General features: G+C 44.2%; 19 protein-coding genes. 4 read left to right on the top strand and 15 right to left on the bottom strand.

What is annotated here, in order from left to right; all coding sequences use genetic code 11:
* Positions 1–5: 5 nt before the first annotated feature.
* Genes waaC through ICN10_RS05920 form a run of 7 tightly spaced genes read right to left on the bottom strand, consistent with a single transcriptional unit; the run spans position 6 to position 6858 of the window.
* Positions 6–1058, bottom strand: coding sequence for a lipopolysaccharide heptosyltransferase I (waaC, locus tag ICN10_RS05950; protein WP_216213666.1), 1053 nt, complete (start codon positions 1056–1058; stop codon positions 6–8).
* A gap of 38 nt (positions 1059–1096) precedes the next feature.
* Complete coding sequence (gene rfbC / locus ICN10_RS05945) at positions 1097–1657, bottom strand: dTDP-4-dehydrorhamnose 3,5-epimerase (RefSeq protein WP_216213663.1); 561 nt, start codon at positions 1655–1657, stop codon at positions 1097–1099.
* 2 nt (positions 1658–1659) lie between these two features.
* Positions 1660–2589, bottom strand: a complete 930-nt coding sequence (rfbA, locus tag ICN10_RS05940) for a glucose-1-phosphate thymidylyltransferase RfbA (RefSeq protein ID WP_216213660.1) — start codon at positions 2587–2589, stop codon at positions 1660–1662.
* A 43-nt stretch (positions 2590–2632) separates the two neighbouring features.
* Positions 2633–3619 carry a dTDP-4-dehydrorhamnose reductase gene (rfbD, locus tag ICN10_RS05935; protein ID WP_216213657.1) on the bottom strand — a complete coding sequence of 329 codons (987 nt, stop codon included), beginning with the start codon at positions 3617–3619 and terminating at the stop codon, positions 2633–2635.
* Positions 3620–3637: 18 nt separating this feature from the next.
* A complete protein-coding gene (gene rfbB, locus ICN10_RS05930; RefSeq protein ID WP_216213654.1) occupies positions 3638–4696 on the bottom strand; it encodes a dTDP-glucose 4,6-dehydratase in 1059 nt (352 codons plus the stop codon).
* A gap of 22 nt (positions 4697–4718) precedes the next feature.
* Positions 4719–6086, bottom strand: a complete 1368-nt coding sequence (locus ICN10_RS05925; protein WP_216213651.1) for an O-antigen ligase family protein — start codon at positions 6084–6086, stop codon at positions 4719–4721.
* A 4-nt stretch (positions 6087–6090) separates the two neighbouring features.
* A complete protein-coding gene (locus ICN10_RS05920) occupies positions 6091–6858 on the bottom strand; it encodes a glycosyltransferase family 2 protein (RefSeq protein ID WP_216213649.1) in 768 nt (255 codons plus the stop codon).
* 22 nt (positions 6859–6880) lie between these two features.
* Between ICN10_RS05920 and ICN10_RS05915 the strand changes: the two genes are divergently transcribed.
* The gene (locus tag ICN10_RS05915) at positions 6881–7825 is read left to right on the top strand and encodes a glycosyltransferase family 10 domain-containing protein (protein ID WP_216213646.1); all 945 of its coding nucleotides are present in this window, start codon (positions 6881–6883) and stop codon (positions 7823–7825) included.
* A 3-nt stretch (positions 7826–7828) separates the two neighbouring features.
* Positions 7829–8887 carry a hypothetical protein gene (locus tag ICN10_RS05910; RefSeq protein ID WP_216213643.1) on the top strand — a complete coding sequence of 353 codons (1059 nt, stop codon included), beginning with the start codon at positions 7829–7831 and terminating at the stop codon, positions 8885–8887.
* A 16-nt stretch (positions 8888–8903) separates the two neighbouring features.
* Here ICN10_RS05910 and ICN10_RS05905 read toward each other — a convergent pair whose 3' ends face one another.
* The 8 genes from ICN10_RS05905 to ICN10_RS05870 form a co-directional block, all read right to left on the bottom strand.
* A complete protein-coding gene (locus ICN10_RS05905) occupies positions 8904–9623 on the bottom strand; it encodes a glycosyltransferase family 25 protein (protein ID WP_216213640.1) in 720 nt (239 codons plus the stop codon).
* Complete coding sequence (locus tag ICN10_RS05900; protein WP_216213638.1) at positions 9623–10522, bottom strand: DUF6492 family protein; 900 nt, start codon at positions 10520–10522, stop codon at positions 9623–9625. Before ICN10_RS05900 ends, ICN10_RS05905 begins: the two co-directional genes overlap by 1 nt.
* Positions 10519–11871: a glycosyltransferase gene (locus ICN10_RS05895; RefSeq protein ID WP_216213636.1), complete on the bottom strand. Its 1353-nt coding sequence runs from the start codon at positions 11869–11871 to the stop codon at positions 10519–10521. Before ICN10_RS05895 ends, ICN10_RS05900 begins: the two co-directional genes overlap by 4 nt.
* Positions 11872–11889: 18 nt before the next feature.
* Complete coding sequence (locus ICN10_RS05890; RefSeq protein WP_216213633.1) at positions 11890–12858, bottom strand: aspartate carbamoyltransferase catalytic subunit; 969 nt, start codon at positions 12856–12858, stop codon at positions 11890–11892.
* On the bottom strand, positions 12855–13358 hold the full coding sequence (pyrR, locus tag ICN10_RS05885) for a bifunctional pyr operon transcriptional regulator/uracil phosphoribosyltransferase PyrR (RefSeq protein WP_216213628.1): 504 nt from the start codon (positions 13356–13358) through the stop codon (positions 12855–12857). Before pyrR ends, ICN10_RS05890 begins: the two co-directional genes overlap by 4 nt.
* Positions 13359–13390: 32 nt before the next feature.
* Complete coding sequence (gene ruvX / locus ICN10_RS05880; protein ID WP_216213625.1) at positions 13391–13804, bottom strand: Holliday junction resolvase RuvX; 414 nt, start codon at positions 13802–13804, stop codon at positions 13391–13393.
* Positions 13797–14381: a YqgE/AlgH family protein gene (locus tag ICN10_RS05875; protein WP_216215213.1), complete on the bottom strand. Its 585-nt coding sequence runs from the start codon at positions 14379–14381 to the stop codon at positions 13797–13799. Before ICN10_RS05875 ends, ruvX begins: the two co-directional genes overlap by 8 nt.
* A gap of 82 nt (positions 14382–14463) precedes the next feature.
* Positions 14464–15264 carry a YdcF family protein gene (locus ICN10_RS05870; RefSeq protein WP_216213621.1) on the bottom strand — a complete coding sequence of 267 codons (801 nt, stop codon included), beginning with the start codon at positions 15262–15264 and terminating at the stop codon, positions 14464–14466.
* A 61-nt stretch (positions 15265–15325) separates the two neighbouring features.
* Between ICN10_RS05870 and ICN10_RS05865 the strand changes: the two genes are divergently transcribed.
* Together ICN10_RS05865 and ICN10_RS05860 are read left to right on the top strand one after the other, a co-directional pair.
* On the top strand, positions 15326–16798 hold the full coding sequence (locus ICN10_RS05865) for a deoxyribodipyrimidine photo-lyase (RefSeq protein ID WP_216213619.1): 1473 nt from the start codon (positions 15326–15328) through the stop codon (positions 16796–16798).
* 39 nt (positions 16799–16837) lie between these two features.
* Entirely contained in the window at positions 16838–17677 is an 840-nt protein-coding gene (locus ICN10_RS05860; protein ID WP_216213615.1) for a symmetrical bis(5'-nucleosyl)-tetraphosphatase, read from the top strand.
* Positions 17678–17686 lie beyond the last annotated feature (9 nt).

Here is a 17686-nt window from a genome sequence, read left to right as displayed (position 1 = left end):
ATTAATTAAGGCAGTAATTCAGACGCGGCCTCAAGCACTTGGGCTACTGTCGGAGGCTTTTGAATATCTCCCACATTGCGAATATTCTTCGACCAATACCCTTCGGTTTTCCACAGCGGGGAATCACAATAAATTTCAACTGTGGGCTTGTTGAGCACTGCTGCTAAATGCGTTAGGCCGGTATCAACGCCGACTGCTAATGCAGCGCCGGCAATCACACCAAAAGCATCCTCAATTGAGAATGCTGGTGGAACTAAGGCATTCGGAATTTGTGCAGCGATTTCTCTACTAACTGCTTGCTCAGCTACATTCCCCCAAGGAAGAACCACTTGATAACCGCGGCTAGATAACTCCTTACCGAGAGCAATCCAATCACTATTAGGCCAACGCTTAGCCTCTCTAGCCGTTGAGTGAAAACACAAAACATATGGAGCAAGCAACTGCTCAGAGACTAGCTTGGCCGGTAACTTCAAAGATTGAATGTATTCCGGAGAATAAAACTGCGGGGCACTCGAACGCTCAAGCAATGGCCAATCTAAAGCAGAGGACATCACCCAGCGCGAGCGATCTACCGCATGACATTGGATGGGCACCTGTACAGATTGGTTGTAGAAAGATCTGGCAATTGGCTCATATCCAGAAAACTCAGTGGCATTAGCCAATCCTGCAATCACTGCATTTGAAGACTTCTTCGCCAAGGAACACACAATAGCGGATTTCAAAAGGCCTTGAGTTTCAATCAGAATGTCATAGGAGACTTTCTGAAGCTGCTTCTTAAATGCAAAGAATTCTTTCCAAGTAGATAGCTGCAGAAGATTCTTTTTCCAGCGACGCAAACCAAAAGGAATGATGCGGTCAATCCCTTTAAAACCATTCTTAGATAACAACGGCGTCAGTAGGTGAACATACCCCTCTTCAACTACCCAATCAATTTGAGCATCAGGTAAACGTGTCCGCAGATCCCAAACGATTGGCAGGTTATGCAATACATCCCCTAATGAGGAGAGTTTTACCAATAGAATCTTGGGGGGTTTGGTATCAATAGATGCATTGCTCATATGAGCATTATCTTACTTTTGAATAAAGCAAAAGAGACTTAAAACTTAGGAGCTGCATCCCACGCAAGACCAGCTGCATCCTTGGCATTCATATTGGGTTGAATGCCGGCCGGCAAAGGCCACTCAATTGCCACCTTAGGATCATTCCAGGCCAAGCAAGCTTCGCTTTGCGGATGATAGTAATCGGTGGTTTTGTAAAGAAACTCTGCGGTTGGCGAAAGTACTAAAAAGCCGTGAGCAAGCTTTGCAGGAATCCAGAGTTGCTTATGGTTTTCAGCGCTTAATTCAACCCCTACCCATTTGCCATAAGTTGGTGAGTCTTTACGAATATCAACTGCCACGTCAAATACGCTTCCAGCAACCACGCGTACTAACTTGCCTTGAGTTTTCTCTAGCTGATAATGCAGACCACGCAAAGTCCACTGACGAGAAAAGGAATGATTGTCTTGAACAAATTGAACATTCAATCCAGTAGCAGCAGCGAAGTCTTCAGCATTAAAAGATTCGGTAAACCAACCTCGCTCATCTCCAAATACTTTAGGCTCCACAATAAATACATCATGAATCGCAGTAGGCGTAATCAATAACTTAGTGGACATGTTTATCCGATAATTTTTTTATGCGACAAAGATACGGGCTGAGCAGAGTTATTTAACTCATTCAAAATCTTACCAAGATACTGTCCATAGCTATTCTTACTTAACTGAGCGGCAACCTTTTGCACTGCTTCAGCACTAATCCAGCCCTGACGATAAGCAATCTCCTCGGGGCATGCCACCATGAGGCCCTGGCGCTTTTGCAAAGTCGCGATAAACCCAGCTGCATCCAACAGAGAATCATGCGTTCCGGTATCGAGCCAAGCAAAGCCACGGCCCATGATTTCAACGCTTAATTCATTCTTTTCTAAATACACACGATTGACGTCGGTAATCTCGAGCTCACCACGCGCACTAGGCTTAATGGAAGCGGCAATATCACATACTTGGTTATCGTAAAAATAAAGACCAGTCACCGCGTAACTACTTCTGGGTTTGAGAGGCTTCTCTTCGATGGAGAGTGCTTTGTAGTCTTTATCAAACTCTACAACGCCATAACGCTCTGGATCATTCACGTGATAAGCAAATACAGATGCTCCAACAGTTCTCGCATTGGCACTATTGAGTTGGTCTACCAACTCATGACCATAAAAAATATTATCCCCAAGTACTAAAGCACTTGGATCATTGCCAACAAAGTTTTTTCCTAAAGTAAATGCTTGTGCCAAACCATCTGGAGAGGGTTGAACGCAATATTGAATATTGAGACCCCATTGCGAACCATCGCCTAGGAGCTCAGTAAAACGTGGGGTGTCGTGCGGTGTAGAAATGAGCAAAATGTCACGAATACCTGCAAGCATCAATGTGCTAAGTGGGTAGTACACCATAGGCTTATCGTAGACCGGCATCAGTTGCTTAGAAACCGCTTGAGTGACTGGATACAAGCGTGTTCCAGAGCCGCCTGCCAAAATAATACCTTTACGATTTACCGTCATTCTTCATACCCTTATTTCAGCATCTCAAGGGGTGAAGAGGCATTTAAATCAAACCTTCTTTGACCAGCTTGGATACATATTGTTGAACCATGCCGTCCCAAGCAGGGAAAATCGGCACATTTTGGGGTTCATTATAAGAGTTTGAAGCTTCTGAAGCACCATCTTGAAGAGCGGTACGCAATTTAGCGCTGTCCATGCGGGAATTCATAGGCCTAGGCGCTGGCAAAGGGTATTCAACCGCCAAAATCGGCTTGATAGCTCCTGGCTTGGCCTTGAGATCAATGCCGGCATCTAGAGCGGCTTTAATCGCAAAAGAGGCTAAACCATACCAAGTAGTTTCACCTGCCGGTACGGCGTGATAAATGCCCGATTGAAACGGCTTGAGCTCAAAATCAGAATTGAGTGCCAAACCGAGGCTCACCTCCGCAAGCCATTCCGCACTCGTCGGAGCACCATACTGATCATGAATGACTTTTAACTCTTCGCGGTCTTTTGCTAAACGCAACATTGTGCGAATGAAATTACCGCCATCCCCATACACCCAGCTTGTACGGAAAACTGCAAACCGACCCTGAGGTATATTTTTATCTGAATTTATAAATGCTTGTTCTATCGCAATTTCGCCAGCCGCTTTACTCTTACCATAGGCGCCCAATGGATTGCGAACATCGCCTTCAACATACCAACCATCTTTGCTGCCATCAAAGACATAATCCGTGGAATAGTGCAAAAAGGTGGCGCTTTCTTTGGCGGCACATAGCGCCATCAACTCTGGTGCACGCGCATTGATTGCATAAGCCATATCCAAATCGGTTTCGGCCTTATCAACAGCGGTATAGGCCGAGGCATTAATAATGAGATCTGGACTTGCATTAGCAAGCAAGGCATTCAATGCATCGCCATCACTTAAATCACATTCAGCGCGCCCTACATACTGAATACTCGTGCCCTTAGGAAGTGCTGCGACATCAAAAAGACTTTTGAAAGCTTTTCCTAGTTGCCCATCCTTACCAAAAATCAAAATATTCATAAGTGCTTGAACAACCTATTAGTTGTACTGCTTATTAAGCCAGTCCCTATAAGACCCGCTTACAACACCCTCAATCCATGTTGGATTATCCAAATACCACTGCACCGTCTTGCGAATACCTGTATCAAAAGTTTCGGCAGGACGCCAACCCAGCTCACGCTCAACCTTGCTAGCATCAATCGCATAGCGACGATCGTGGCCTGGACGATCTTTTACAAAAGTAATTTGTTCTACGTAGGACTTACCGTCTACCCGAGGCTTGAGATCATCCAAAATAGAGCAGATGGTCTTCACCACATCAATATTGGCTTTTTCATTCCAGCCTCCAATGTTGTAAGTCTCGCCCAATTTGCCTTCAGCCAACACTTCTCGAATTGCAGAGCAATGATCACCAACGTACAGCCAATCACGCACTTGCTGGCCATCGCCATAAATAGGTAATGGTTTGCCATTTAAGGCATTCAATATCACCAAAGGAATTAACTTCTCCGGGAAGTGATACGGACCATAGTTATTAGAGCAATTTGTTGTTACGACCGGGAAGCCATATGTATGAAACCAAGCGCGCACCAAGTGGTCTGAAGCTGCTTTAGATGCAGAGTAAGGACTATTTGGCTCATAGGAATTGGTTTCGGTAAATGCGGGATCTGTTGCAGACAAAGAACCGTACACCTCATCGGTTGATACATGATGAAAACGGAATAGTTCTTTAGCAGCAGCATCAAGACCATTCCAATACTCGCGTGCACACTCGAGCAAATTAAATGTGCCGACAATATTAGTTTGTACAAATTCGGCAGGTCCATGAATGGAGCGATCAACATGGCTCTCAGCTGCAAAATTGACGATTGCGCGTGGTTGGTATTGCTTTAATAGCTTCGTCACCAATTCTTTATCGCCAATATCACCGTGCACAAATACATGGCGCGAATCTTTCTCCAGCGAACTTAATGTTGCTAAATTACCGGCATACGTTAACTTGTCTAAGTTCACTATCCCTTCGGCATCAGGATTAGCAAGCCAATCCAATACAAAGTTACCACCAATAAAGCCTGCACCACCAGTTACTAGAATCATTTGTTAATCCGCTATTTTTAACTTATTTAGTTTGAAATTTTATACCCTTAATACCTACCGCAGAAGCAGCTGCAAATGCGATAAAAAATATCAGTATTTCAAAGTTATGTTTGTAATTAATTTCGGAAAATAAGCCAAATGGCATCAAACCAATCGCCAGCCACGCGCCAATTAATCCAAACTGACCACTGTGCTTTAGGCCAAACCACAGTATGGACAAAAAAGTGGCCAGCAGAAGGAGTAGGCCAGGCACACCAAATGCCAATCCAAAATCGATCCAACCACTATGAGACTGACTCTCTAGCTCCTGCTCCACTTGAGCGTGATTGAGCATGCCAACAAAAGAAGCATTAATAGAACCATAGCCCAATGGGTAGGCTTTAATCAATCTGACCCCAGCTGTGGCCCAAGACATGCGCTCGTAGACATTACCTGAGACCATCTGGCCATTACTTTTTATAGGGAAAGACTCTGGATTATTTTTTCTCCATCCAGAATGGGTATCTATTTGAGAGGAGAATTTCACGTCGTCAATAAAGTTATCCCAGCCTGGTGAAGCAAATAATCGATTCATTTGCCAGCCACCTAGCAAAATTGCACCGACCAAACCAAGGGACATCGCTACCTTCAACGCAGAACGTGAGCCTTGAAAAAAGCTTCGTGCCATACACGTTAGAACCAATAAAACACAGAGGCCAACCCCACCGCCTATGCCGTTTTTAGTGATGTTAATAATCGATGCAATTAAAGCAATTGCTATTCCTACAATCCACCAGGTGATCGCCTTAGCCCTCTGTTTTGAGGATGGTGTACCCAATAAGTAAACGATATTTCCGCAAGCGACTGAGATGGCTAACACCCCAAAGTAAGCAGCTTCAATTTTCTTAAATACAAATCTATCAACAAAATTAAAGAAGCTAATGAAGGTGCCCTCTGGCGAAATGGCCGACATATAAAAGTACGCACCAATATTAATCAGTGAAACGATAAATAAGGCTACAAAAAAGTAAGGTCGCAGTTTGGCATTCTTTTGCAAAGCAATGCTCAAACCAATTGCCAATATCGCCCCCAAAATTGCTCTAGCCCAAAGCGTCTTCACCTCTTTGAACTCCAGATCAAAATTTAGCGAGAAGAAGCTTAGGTGAATTAATACCCATGCAAATAGTGAACCTAAGAGCAAGAGAGGCAAAAGCTCCCAGATTGATTGTCTACAAAAGAAATGACTCTTTTTAATAATAGGGATGGAAGCAATCACACCAACCCCCAGCAATACATGGCGCAATGCAATCGTATTTGGCAGGACCCAGATTGTCAGCAGGCCAACCACGGATACTAAGCAAGCATATGAGCAATAGCTAAATGTCTTATCTTGATCGAACCCTGGCACCATAGATTTACAGCTTGTCTTTATTGTCTAAGTAAAACGATTCATAGGGATACTGCTTCTCATCCTCAAGAATCTGGTTGACCTTCTTATCAAACATACCTCGGTAACCACCTAATAAAGTCGTTTTATATTTTTGGTTTTGAATAAACTCGCGATTAAATTTGGATGCAGTTCTAATACCCTTGGTGTATCCATCATCCGCTAAGTCAGACTGAACGTTATCTATCAACCCCATATCGGCACTAGGAATTTCTTTTTTATACTTTTTGTAGAAACGCCAATAGAAGTCTCCATCCTCTTCTCCGAGACCCAAAAGGCGCTCATCAAAGAATCCAACTTCAATCAATTCACGCTTATCTGCGATGAAGTGAGAAAAACTGCCGTTGATCTTGAATGTGCCGGCATGAGTCAACATTGCCGCTTCGAGGTGATCAAAAAAGCAGACGCCATTTTCTGATTTAAGCTCAAGATCATCATTCAAAATAAGTGCGCGATCATGGCTCGCCGTTAATGCGCCTCGATTCCATAATTTGGCCAACGACTGAAATCTGGGGAACATGGTCGGAAACACTTTTGGGAATCGCGACAGATAAGTCAGAATGCTCGAACGATATACCTCATCAAAAGCTCCCTTTGCAGGGCCATTAATAACAACGATGACTTCAATATCTGGACGCTGCGCCTTAATCTGGGCAAGCAAAGGTACTAAATAGGCATCGAAACGCTTATCAAAGGTGGTGATCACTACTGAGTAAGGAATCGATTGCTCAGACATAAAAATAAATTAGTATTAAGGTATGAGAAGTGTACGAATTTCAACTGCTGGCTGCCCAAGCGACTATTCACAGGGCTTGCTACCAATTATCGCTCAAAGCCTTGGATATCAGCTAGATTGGGTCAAGCCAAATCAGGCTGATTTACTCATATTGGGGCCTTTTACCAAGCCCGATTCCAAGAAACTCAAGTGGTGCCCTAAACCACTACGTCCTACAGTAAATTCAATCCTGAATTTGACCCCCTCTAGAGCTAACTCACCGCTCAGGGTTTTCCATAGCGCAGAAAACTTGCGACATGACACTGTTCCAGCCGAATACAGCATCTCCTTTGACTTAAATATTTCTTCTGAGCAGCACTTTCGCCTCCCCTACTGGATGGAAATGATTGACTGGTCTCATGAAGGCATTGCTGGCAACCAAAATCCGCGTTACGGCAAGCTGATGAGCATAGAGCGTCTGATGCAGCCATTAGGCAATCGCTTTCTTGAGAAAAAACAAGCCGCTGCCTTTTTAAGCTCACACATTCGAGAGCCGCGCAAAACATTATTTGAGGCTGTACAAAAAGTGATGCCGGTTACCGGGTTTGGTGCTCACTTTGATAAAACGATTGAGAACCACCACCTCAGCGGATTTTTGAAGCAAGAACTATTGCAAGAATTTGGTTTTAATCTTTGCCCTGAAAATGGCATGTACCCCGGCTATTACACTGAGAAAATTCCTGAGGCATTTTTTGCTGACTGCTTACCCATTACTTGGACTGATGAAAACGTAAGGGTGGACTTTAATCCGCAGGCCTTTATCAATTTAGCGCCAATGACATGGTGCAATTACGAGCCGCTTGCCGAAATCATTCACTCGCCCCAAGCCCTGCAGAGCTATACCGCTCAAGCCTTGCTTCTGAAGGCTCCCAGCATTCTCCCATTTAGGGATTTTGTAAAACGCATCCTTGAAGACGCAACGACATAATCAATGAAACTGGGCTTCCATACCAATGGGCTATCGCTACGCGGTACAGAAATTGCACTTTACGATTATGCGCACAATAACCAACAGTTACTTGGCAATGAGTCGGTCATCTTTTATCGCAAGAGCAACCCAGCCAATCAATCTGTATTGGAGAAATTTTCCAAGCAATTTAAATTGTGCCCCTATGATGGACAAGCTGAGCTTAATCGCCTCATTGAACAAGAAAAAATTGATTTAACTTATTTCATTAAGTCAGGGGAGCGTGATGATGCTATTTGTGAAAGTTCGCCCGCATTAATTCATGCAGTTTTTCCCACCAAACCCGAAGAGTTTCACGGAGATAAATATGCTTTTGTCTCCCAATGGCTCTCGAAGGAATACTCAAATAATAAAATTCCTTTTGTGCCCCACATGATTGAATTGCCGGAAGTCGCTGGCGACCTTCGTTCTAAGCTGGGCATACCGGAAACAGCAACAGTATTGGGTTGGTATGGGGGCTCGGATAGCTTCAACCTTGATTTTGTTAAGGAAGCGGTTTTGGCTGCAGTACAAAAGCGCACTGATCTCTATTTCTTGTTTATGAATATGGATCCTTTTGCCCAGCACGAAAGACTTCTCTTTCTGCCTGGGAACTCAGATCTCGATTACAAGGTGAAATTTATTAATACATGCGATGGCATGCTACATGCCCGTGGTATCGGAGAGAGCTTTGGCTTAGCCTGCGGCGAGTTTTCCATCAAGGGCAAACCTGTTATCACCTATGCACTCTCACCGCAACGCAGTCATATTGAGATATTGGGTGATAAAGCGATTCTCTATAAGGGCAAGAAAGATTTAGCTGACATCTTTCAAAACTTTGACCGCAAGACACAGAGCCAAAAAAATTGGGATGCCTACTCCAAGAATTTCTCTGCCAAAGTCATCATGAAGCAGTTTAATGATGTCTTTATTCAAGGGAAAAATCTGAATGAAATTGAGATTTCACCGCTCGATCGAATGGTGATTCAAAAATACCGCTTTGAGCGTAAGTTGCGCAACTTACAGAAAAAGCTATATCTATAAATTTGCTAGATTTACCTTACTTGGGAAACCAGGGGTTCTTTGAAAACCAACGATCTAGAGCCCTCATAGCAGAACGCTTTGTCTTCTCCCAGCCCCTTATAGGAAGCCTTCCCGGTCTATCTGCAATGGTTGTCTCTACACCAGTGATGTCCACCGGATAAGGACTGATTGCCAAAAATTCCAGATGATGCTTTTGACGATGCTCTAAGAAGTGGTCCAAAGGCTCATAGATATCGGAAGCTGCATCAATCAGTACCTGCGCAGCACTCGGCCTCAACAAATAAGCGGTGGCGCCTACTGCATCACCTATATTTCTGACTAAAGAAAATTCTCCATTACTCTGAATTTGCTCTTGCGGAACATCACTTAAACCCTGCAGCCTAACTGCATTCCAGCCAGTAGATTCATTCATTAAGAAATGAATAGCTTTCTCAAAATGTGGCAACAGACAAAAGTCATCCTCAAAAATAATCGTTGAGATATTTTTATCGACGCAGTCTTGCCATGCTTTTTTATGCGATAAGAAGCAACCAAGCTCATTAGGTGTTAGCTCAAATCCTAACAATCGCTTTACTTTTTCAGGCTGATACTCCTTAGGAACGCTTGTTAAAGCGGAACCTCTCACAGCATCCAAAAAGCGCCACTGTAAATTGGTTTTGCCCAGCTCTGCTCGTACCTTTTGTTGGCGCGCATCCGACCCAGCTAAAGAAATGACTAAACCTTGAATATCTAACATCAGAGATAACTTTGCAAATAACGTAAGAATCTTTTTGCGCTCTTGAGCAATCTTGATGGAAGTGATTTGCCACCACCTAAATTGAGATCAGACTCCCAGTTAGACTGATAGAGAATGCCAAGATAATTAGACTTGAGCTTCTCTTCTGTCTCCCCAAGCCGCTTGAGCACGTAATACTGCCAATCATAGTGATAGACCCTAAAGAGTGGCTCAATTGCAAGCAATGGAATGGCTCTGTACTTAAGCAAAGCCTCTCCATAAATCAATGTCTCTGGGTATTCTGGCGTTACGAGATCCCAAAGACTCATTCCGTTTGGCTGCAAATACTCTTGATCTAGAGACTGCCAAACCTTGGCAGACCAAATAAAAGGTGCGGGCGCACAATAAAACTCAGGGCCCACCCTTCCAAATATAGCTTGAACTCTCTGGGCTTCAGCACGTAAATTTTCCTCAACCTTACTCTCGCCGCGATTTTGAGCAAGCTGGAAATATTCTTTATTTTGGTGAAGCACCGTAAAAGGGACTCCATCACCACCCATAAAGTCAGAACGCTTAAAGGGGCGAATAAAGACACAGTCTGAATCAAGACATAAATAATTTTCAGCAAGTCCGAGACGCCAGAATTCTGATTTCACAATAGCTTGCGATAGGCCGCCCGGCATAGACAGATACTTCTCAAAGGAGGCTCGCGGATTAGCGCGAACGATATCTTCATCAGCAACCCATAGATAATCGCCAGCATCGCCCAATATCTCTACTAGTGCTGCTTTATCTTCCTTTGGGGTAGAAATATAAAACGGCAAGCGATCTACATTCAATTTCTCAACGGATGCGAGCAGTCTTTTTAGACGCAGAAAGTCATTGCGATAGGACTTGCAATAGAGAACAAAGTCTTTCAATGGGCTTCCTGTTTATATTTAATCTCAGTCAGAATCTGTTCAACCGCTTGATCGACCCCCAAGGGCAACCATTTTGGCTCAATTAGTCTGCGCTCCCGCCAGTCTAACCAAATTCTTTCAAGCGCCATGCCAATACCTTCAACATTGCCCTCTTGGCTTAAGTAAGCGCCCCGTTCCGAGAGCATTTCATCTAATTGAGGATTACGGTGGGTAATTCCCCAAATCGGGCGACCGGTCCAGAGATACTCATAGAACTTCGAAGGGATGTATTCAGCACACCACTCATCATTACCGTGAAGCAAAATCAACACATCCGCTTCTTGCATTTTTTCAACCACCCTCTCGCGACCAGACTTACCCGTCGCAGGATCTTTTTCTAAACGGCCATGAGCTATTAACACGTCTTGATAGCTCAGACGCGAGATAGCCTCCACAGTTAATGAGTCCAAAGCTGCGCCGTAAGCATGCACACGAATATGCTCTCTGGCATCAGGGTATTTTTTAAATAATCCCTCTAGCGCATTTAAGATCGTCGAAAGTGAGCGATCCTTAGCTAAAGATCCTGAGTGAGATAAATTTAAAGTATCGCCATAGAGATGTTGTTTAGCTGCACTCAGACCTCCAGGAGGCTCAGCGCCAGGAAGCACCATAAAGCCATGGGCATTTCCAGAAGTATTCAAATTTGGATTTCTTGCCTTTGCATAGTGGACTGCGCCATTAGTAAACCACCATGCAAAATCAGCATACCGAATAATTTGCTTTTCTAAATAATGTCGAAAACGAGCATCTCTATTCTTAGGTTGCTCAAAGCCTTCATCCATCGGGCTTTTACGGATCACTAAAGGATCATGAATTTCCACAATCCATGGAATTCCGGTAACTTTCTTTAACCATAAACCCGCTAAATGTGCAGACCAAGCGCCGCCTGTGGAATACACAACATCAACCTTGCCCGCACGAATCAATCGATAGCCATGAATAAATGCTGGCATAGCCCAAGACCATTGGCTTGAGTATCCTAAAAACAGTTTCTCTAGGCCAATCAATGGCGCCAATAACACCGAAACGGTTCTAGTTAAGAATTTATAGATAAAACCACGGCCATACTGATTTGCAATCCAATGACGGAAGTCAAAACGAAATGCTGCAGGGCCCCAGGCCAAAAATTGACGATGGGGAAAACGCTGATCTTTTATTCCGGTGATGGCACTAAAAACAACGGGCTGAATCTTATTGTCTAAAAGATAAGGAATCTTATCGGTAATTGTTTGGCTGGATGCTCGCCCATCCATATTGAAGCCATGCGACAAAATTAACCAACGATTCTGAGTTAATTTATTTGCCGACATTGCACTCAATATTAGTGATTAGTTACCAGCCACAATGGACATCACTGCCATACGCACAGCAATTCCAAAAGTAACTTGATTCAGGATGACCGATTGTGGACCATCAGCCACTACCGAATCAATCTCTACCCCACGATTCATGGGGCCTGGATGCATCACAATCGCATCTGATTTAGCTAGCGCAAGGCGGTTTGGAGTCAAACCATATTGCTTGAAGAATGCATCTCCCTCGGGAACCTGACCAGCCTCCATTCGCTCTTTTTGAATCCGTAGCGTCATGACTACATCCACATCCCTCAAGCCTTCTTCCATCGTATGAAAGACTTTCACTCCGAGCATATCTAAATTGCTTGGCAATAAACTCTCAGGTCCAATGGCGCGAATATCTTCGCAACCTAAAGTAGTGAGTGCATGAATATTCGATTTAGCAACGCGACTATGAACAATATCGCCAACAATCGCCACTTTTAAACCTTTGAAATTCTGCTTAAAGTGTCGCATCGTATACATGTCCAGCAAACCCTGAGTAGGATGCTGATGGCTACCATCGCCTGCATTAACAACGTGAACATGCGAAGGCACATGATTAGCAATTTCAATTGGTGCCTTTGAGACACCATGACGTACCACGAAAATATCAGCCTGCATCGCGACTAAATTATCAATCGTATCTAAAAGACTCTCGCCCTTAGCTGTAGACGAAGTGGAGATATCTAAATTAATGACATCTGCTGACAAACGCTTGGCCGCAATCTCGAAGGTCGTTCTAGTACGGGTAGAGTTTTCAAAGAAAAGATTAAAAACACTTTTTCCCCTGAGCAAGGGAACTTTTTTCACCTCGCGCGAAGGATCCGTAACGCTCACAAACTGTTTGGCCGTATCTAAAATATGGATGATTTGCTCTTTTGGGAGGCCTTCAAGGGTCAACAGATGGGTTAATTCACCGGCCGCATTAAATTGATTTACTTCGCTATTCACTGAGCTCATTGCTCACGCTCCTCAAGCTGAAAACTAAATTTACCAGCCGCATCTTTTTCTAATACCAATATTTTTTGCTCGGGCACTTCTATGCTTTCTCCAACAAAATTTGCACTGATCGGCAATTCACGCATACCGCGATCAGCCAAGACCATTAATTCCACTTGCGCTGGGCGACCAAAATCAAATAATTCATTTAAGGCCGCTCTGACGGTTCTGCCGGTTAACAAAACATCATCAATCAAAATCACATTGGCATTATTGACATCGAATGGTAGCTGCGTAGACATCGTGCTCGCTGTACGCAAAGCCGTCATTCCCTTCTCGGCATAATCATCGCGATGAAAGGCGACATTAATGACGCCGTAGTGCGCCAATCCTAAATCTCGCGCCAATCTCTCTGCAATCCACGCGCCACCCATGGCGAGACCGGCAAGCTCAAAAGAGCCATGCTGCAATCTTTTGCGCAGATTTTCTAGCAATTTTTCGTATAAATGTTCAGCATTCATTCTTTAGTCCAATACTTACTTGCATCCCACCATCAACTCAGGGGTCCAGCATTTAATTCTGAAAAATACTGCTCCAAAATCAAAACGGCAGAATGCGCATCTAGATTGTCGTGCATCTTGGGATCCCCCTCTAAAACCGCTGATGAATAGCGCTCATCAATCCATTGCACAGGCAAATGAAAGCGTCCATACAGCTGGTTGCCAAACCGCTTAGCCTTAGCAGTCATTTCATGCTCTGTACCATCAGGATGCTTAGGTAAACCGACAACCAATTGGTCAGGACCCCACTCCTGAAGAAGCGCGCCCAACTCAGAGAACATTGCATCAATATTAGGAGCAGCAATAGTCTTTAATGCTTGGCCAGACTTGCTTATCGAGTTACCTACAGCCACCCCAACTCGGCGCGTTCCATAGTCAAAAGCCATTACAGTCTGCGCTTTAGGCATGCCCAGCCTCACCAGATAGGTGGGATGGATCAAAACCCAAAAGACCCATTGCCCTTTGATAGCGCTGACTTGATGGGGTATTAAAAATAATGTCGATCATCTGATCTCGAGACAAAGGCACATTGATCCAACCATTCAATGAAATTTCTTCTTCAAGCTGACCTGCACCCCAACCCGCATAACCCAAGGTCATTAAAAATTTTTGGGGGCCGCTACCAGCAGCCACTGCCTCCAATACATCTTTGGATGTGGTCATCGTGAGACCACCAGGGATCACCAAAGAGGAGCTATATGAGACATTGGGATTGGATTCATGCAATACAAAGCCACGCTCAACCTGAACAGGTCCACCGAAATAGACGGGCTGCTCAAGCAAGGGTGCAATTTCTAGCTTTAGATCAATTTTGTCAAAGAGCTTTGCTAAATCGACCTCAGTTGGTCGATTTAGTACTAGGCCCATTGCACCTCTTTCGGTGTGCTCAAAAAGGTAGATTAAAGACCCCGCAAAGTTGGGGTCAACCATACCGGGCATGGCAATTAAAAACTGGTTGGCAAGATGGTCTGCTGAAAATGAAATCGAAGACTCTGGCGCAGACGCTAAGTCTGAAGCAGGGGGTGCTTTTTTAGCCGAAGTCATATGGGTTCATTTTACAGAATATCTAGATTTTTCCAGTAATCCAATAAGCCCCCAGTCCTATGCACTCATGAATCAATTTATTCCAATAAAAAGCGCCCTGCTCGAGATCAAAGCTACCCCAATTCAAAGAATTGCCAGTTTGATAATCCACGGGAACTGGGATCACTTCAATGCCTTGCTTCTGAAATAGCAGTAATGAACGATACATATGTCGAGCCGAAGTAATTAAGAGCCAAGGCTTCCCTGGGGCCTCTTGATTAATTTCCTTCATCATGGGTTTAATGAAGATTACATTCTCATAAGTATTTCTGGATTGATTTTCATAAAAACCTGGTCTATCCGCTAGCCCTTGCTCGGATACTAGCTGCTTGAATGCATCAGCCTCAGATACACCACGAGGTGTGATTTGATCAGAAAAACCAGTAAATATAAAAGGCAAGTCTGGATACTTACGCATCAACTCAAATGCCTTGGTTACCCGCTCAGCAGATGCTACTAATGAAACCTCTCCGCGATCTGGCCCTACCGTTCCGCTGCGAACGGCGCCACCCAAAATAATGATTCCACCTAACTCTTTTTCCGAAAAAGAAGCAATGGGTGTCGAAGATACCTTTTCCTCAAGGACCCTAAGCAGACTCTCAGATGTGGGCAGCCATCCAACTACCAATAAATCAATGATTGCTAATAGCAAAAATTTCTTTGTGAGCTCTGGCTTTCTGAGCCCCAAGAAAAGCAGCGCAATCAAAATAAAGCCGATTACCCAATTGAGGGGTTCAATTAAAAAATGTAGTAATTTTGAGAAGACAAAAAAGAGGGTATCCATAATGGTGACAATATTACCTTGAGCCCAGGCAGAGTCAGCAAATAAGCCCTAAGATAGAGGCATGCAAAAAGCACTAGTTTGGCTCCGCCGTGACCTTCGTCTGTATGACAATGCCGCCCTTCATCACGCCCTCAAGGAAAGTGAACAGGTTTGGCTTACTTTTATCTTTGACACCGAGATTCTCAAGCCTCTGATTAAAGGTGAGCTTGATGTCGATGGCCTTAAGCATGATCGTCGAGTAGATTTCATTTGGCAGGGCATCAAACAAATTGACGAGCAATTGTGTCAACAAGGCGGGGGACTCATTGTTTATTTTGGCAATCCCATTGAATGCATTCCTCAAATAGCTAGCGAACTAGGCGTTAATGCAGTCTTTACAAATCACGACTACGAACCTTCTGCTATCGAACGTGATGACACTGTCAAAGCAAAACTAGAAAAGCAAGATATTGAATTGTTAACTTTTAAAGATCAGGTGATCTTCGAGAAAAAAGAAATTCTGACCAATTCCAATACTGTCTTTTCTATCTTTACGCCATACAAAAATAATTGGCTTAAAACGCTTCAAGAAAAAGATCTTGCTGCTTACGAATGCAATCCAAAGCCGGGACAACTTGCTGCCATACCCAAAAAGTTAAGCCAGTCATTACCCTCTCTAGAATCCATGGGCTTTTGCCCTACTGGCATTGAGAGCTACTTGCCGCCTGGCTCAGAGGGTGGTCAAGCTTTCTTAGAAGACTTCCTCTCTCGTATTGATCAGTACCAAATTGGTAGAGACTTTCCTGCAATTAAAGGTGTGAGCTATCTATCCACCCACTTACGTTTTGGCATGCTATCGATTAGAGGTTTAGTACGTGAAGCCCATCGTCGCATGTTGGCTGGCAGTATGGGTGCCACCATTTGGCTAAGCGAACTCATCTGGCGTGATTTTTATTTCATGATTCTGGCCAATCATCCGCGTCTCGCTAAAGGTGCATCGTTCAAGCCCGACTATGACAATATTGCGTGGGAGAGTGGTGCCACTGCCAAGAAATTATTTACTGCCTGGTGCGAAGGCAAGACTGGGTACCCACTTGTGGATGCAGCCATGCATCAACTCAATCAAAGTGGTTATATGCACAATCGCCTGCGTATGGTTGTAGCTAGTTTTTTAACAAAAGATTTAGGAATCGATTGGCGCTGGGGTGAGGCCTATTTCGCTGAACACCTTAATGACTTTGAACTTTCTTCCAATAACGGCGGCTGGCAATGGGCCTCCTCATCCGGATGTGATGCCCAACCCTATTTCCGCATCTTTAACCCCATTACCCAGTCAGAAAAGTTTGACTCAGAGGGCAAGTTCATCAAACGCTACCTTCCACAACTAGAAAAACTCTCCAAAAAGTCAGTTCATGCCCCCTGGAAGGCAGGCCATATCGAGCTAGAGGCAGCTGGCATCACCCTAGGAAGAGATTATCCATTGCCAGTAGTGGATCACGATGAAGCGCGCAAAAAGACTTTGGTGCGCTATAGCGTTGTGAAAAAAATCGCTTAGCAAAGCTTATAAGCGCATATTTCCGCTTTAAGATTAGGCATGAGCAAGATCTATGCCGTCGGTGATGTCCAGGGCTGCGCACCTTCGTTAAAAGCCTTAGTGAAAAAACTTCCAGCGAAATCCAAAATGATTTTTCTGGGAGACTTAGTCAATCGCGGACCCGATTCATTAGGCGCATTGCGACATTTAAAAGCCTTGCAAGAATCTGGTCGTGCAGAGTGCATCTTGGGCAATCATGACTTACACCTTCTGGCGATTGATGCCGGTCTTCGCAAAACCAAAGGTTTAGATACAGTTGAGCCCATCCTGAGCGCCCCCGATCGTGCAGAGCTCATTGACTGGTTACGAAAGCGCCCTATGGCATTAAGTAACGGCAAAGTACTCACAGTTCATGCAGGGGTGCTACCCCAATGGGATCTACAACAAACCATTGAATGCGCTCAAGAAGTAGAGAAGGCGTTACGCAGTAAGTCTTACAAAACTTTTCTAGCCAATATGTATGGCAATACCCCAACCAAATGGAATAAATCTCTCAAGGGATATGAGCGCTTGCGCGTTATCACTAATGCATTAACCCGTATGCGCTTTTGCAGCCCGACTGGTCAAATGGAGTTTGAAAGTAAAGAAGGTTTAGAGGACGGCCCCAAGGGCTATACCCCTTGGTTTATGGCGCCCAATAGAAAGACCACTGATACCTTAATTTACTTTGGGCACTGGTCAACATTGGGCTTGCTACGCAAACACAATGTCATTGGTCTCGATACTGGCTGCGTCTGGGGTGGAAAGCTGACTGCTCTTGAGATTTCAGAATCCAATAAAGACAACAAGAATTCAGACATCATTCAAGTGGATGGCTATGACCACCCACTCAGAATGTAAGCAATTACA

The sequence above is a fragment of the Polynucleobacter sp. 86C-FISCH genome, from assembly GCF_018882415.1.
In the GTDB taxonomy this organism is placed as follows: domain Bacteria; phylum Pseudomonadota; class Gammaproteobacteria; order Burkholderiales; family Burkholderiaceae; genus Polynucleobacter.
Note: the sequence above shows the minus strand (reverse complement) of the source record. Positions and strands in the feature narration are given on the sequence as shown.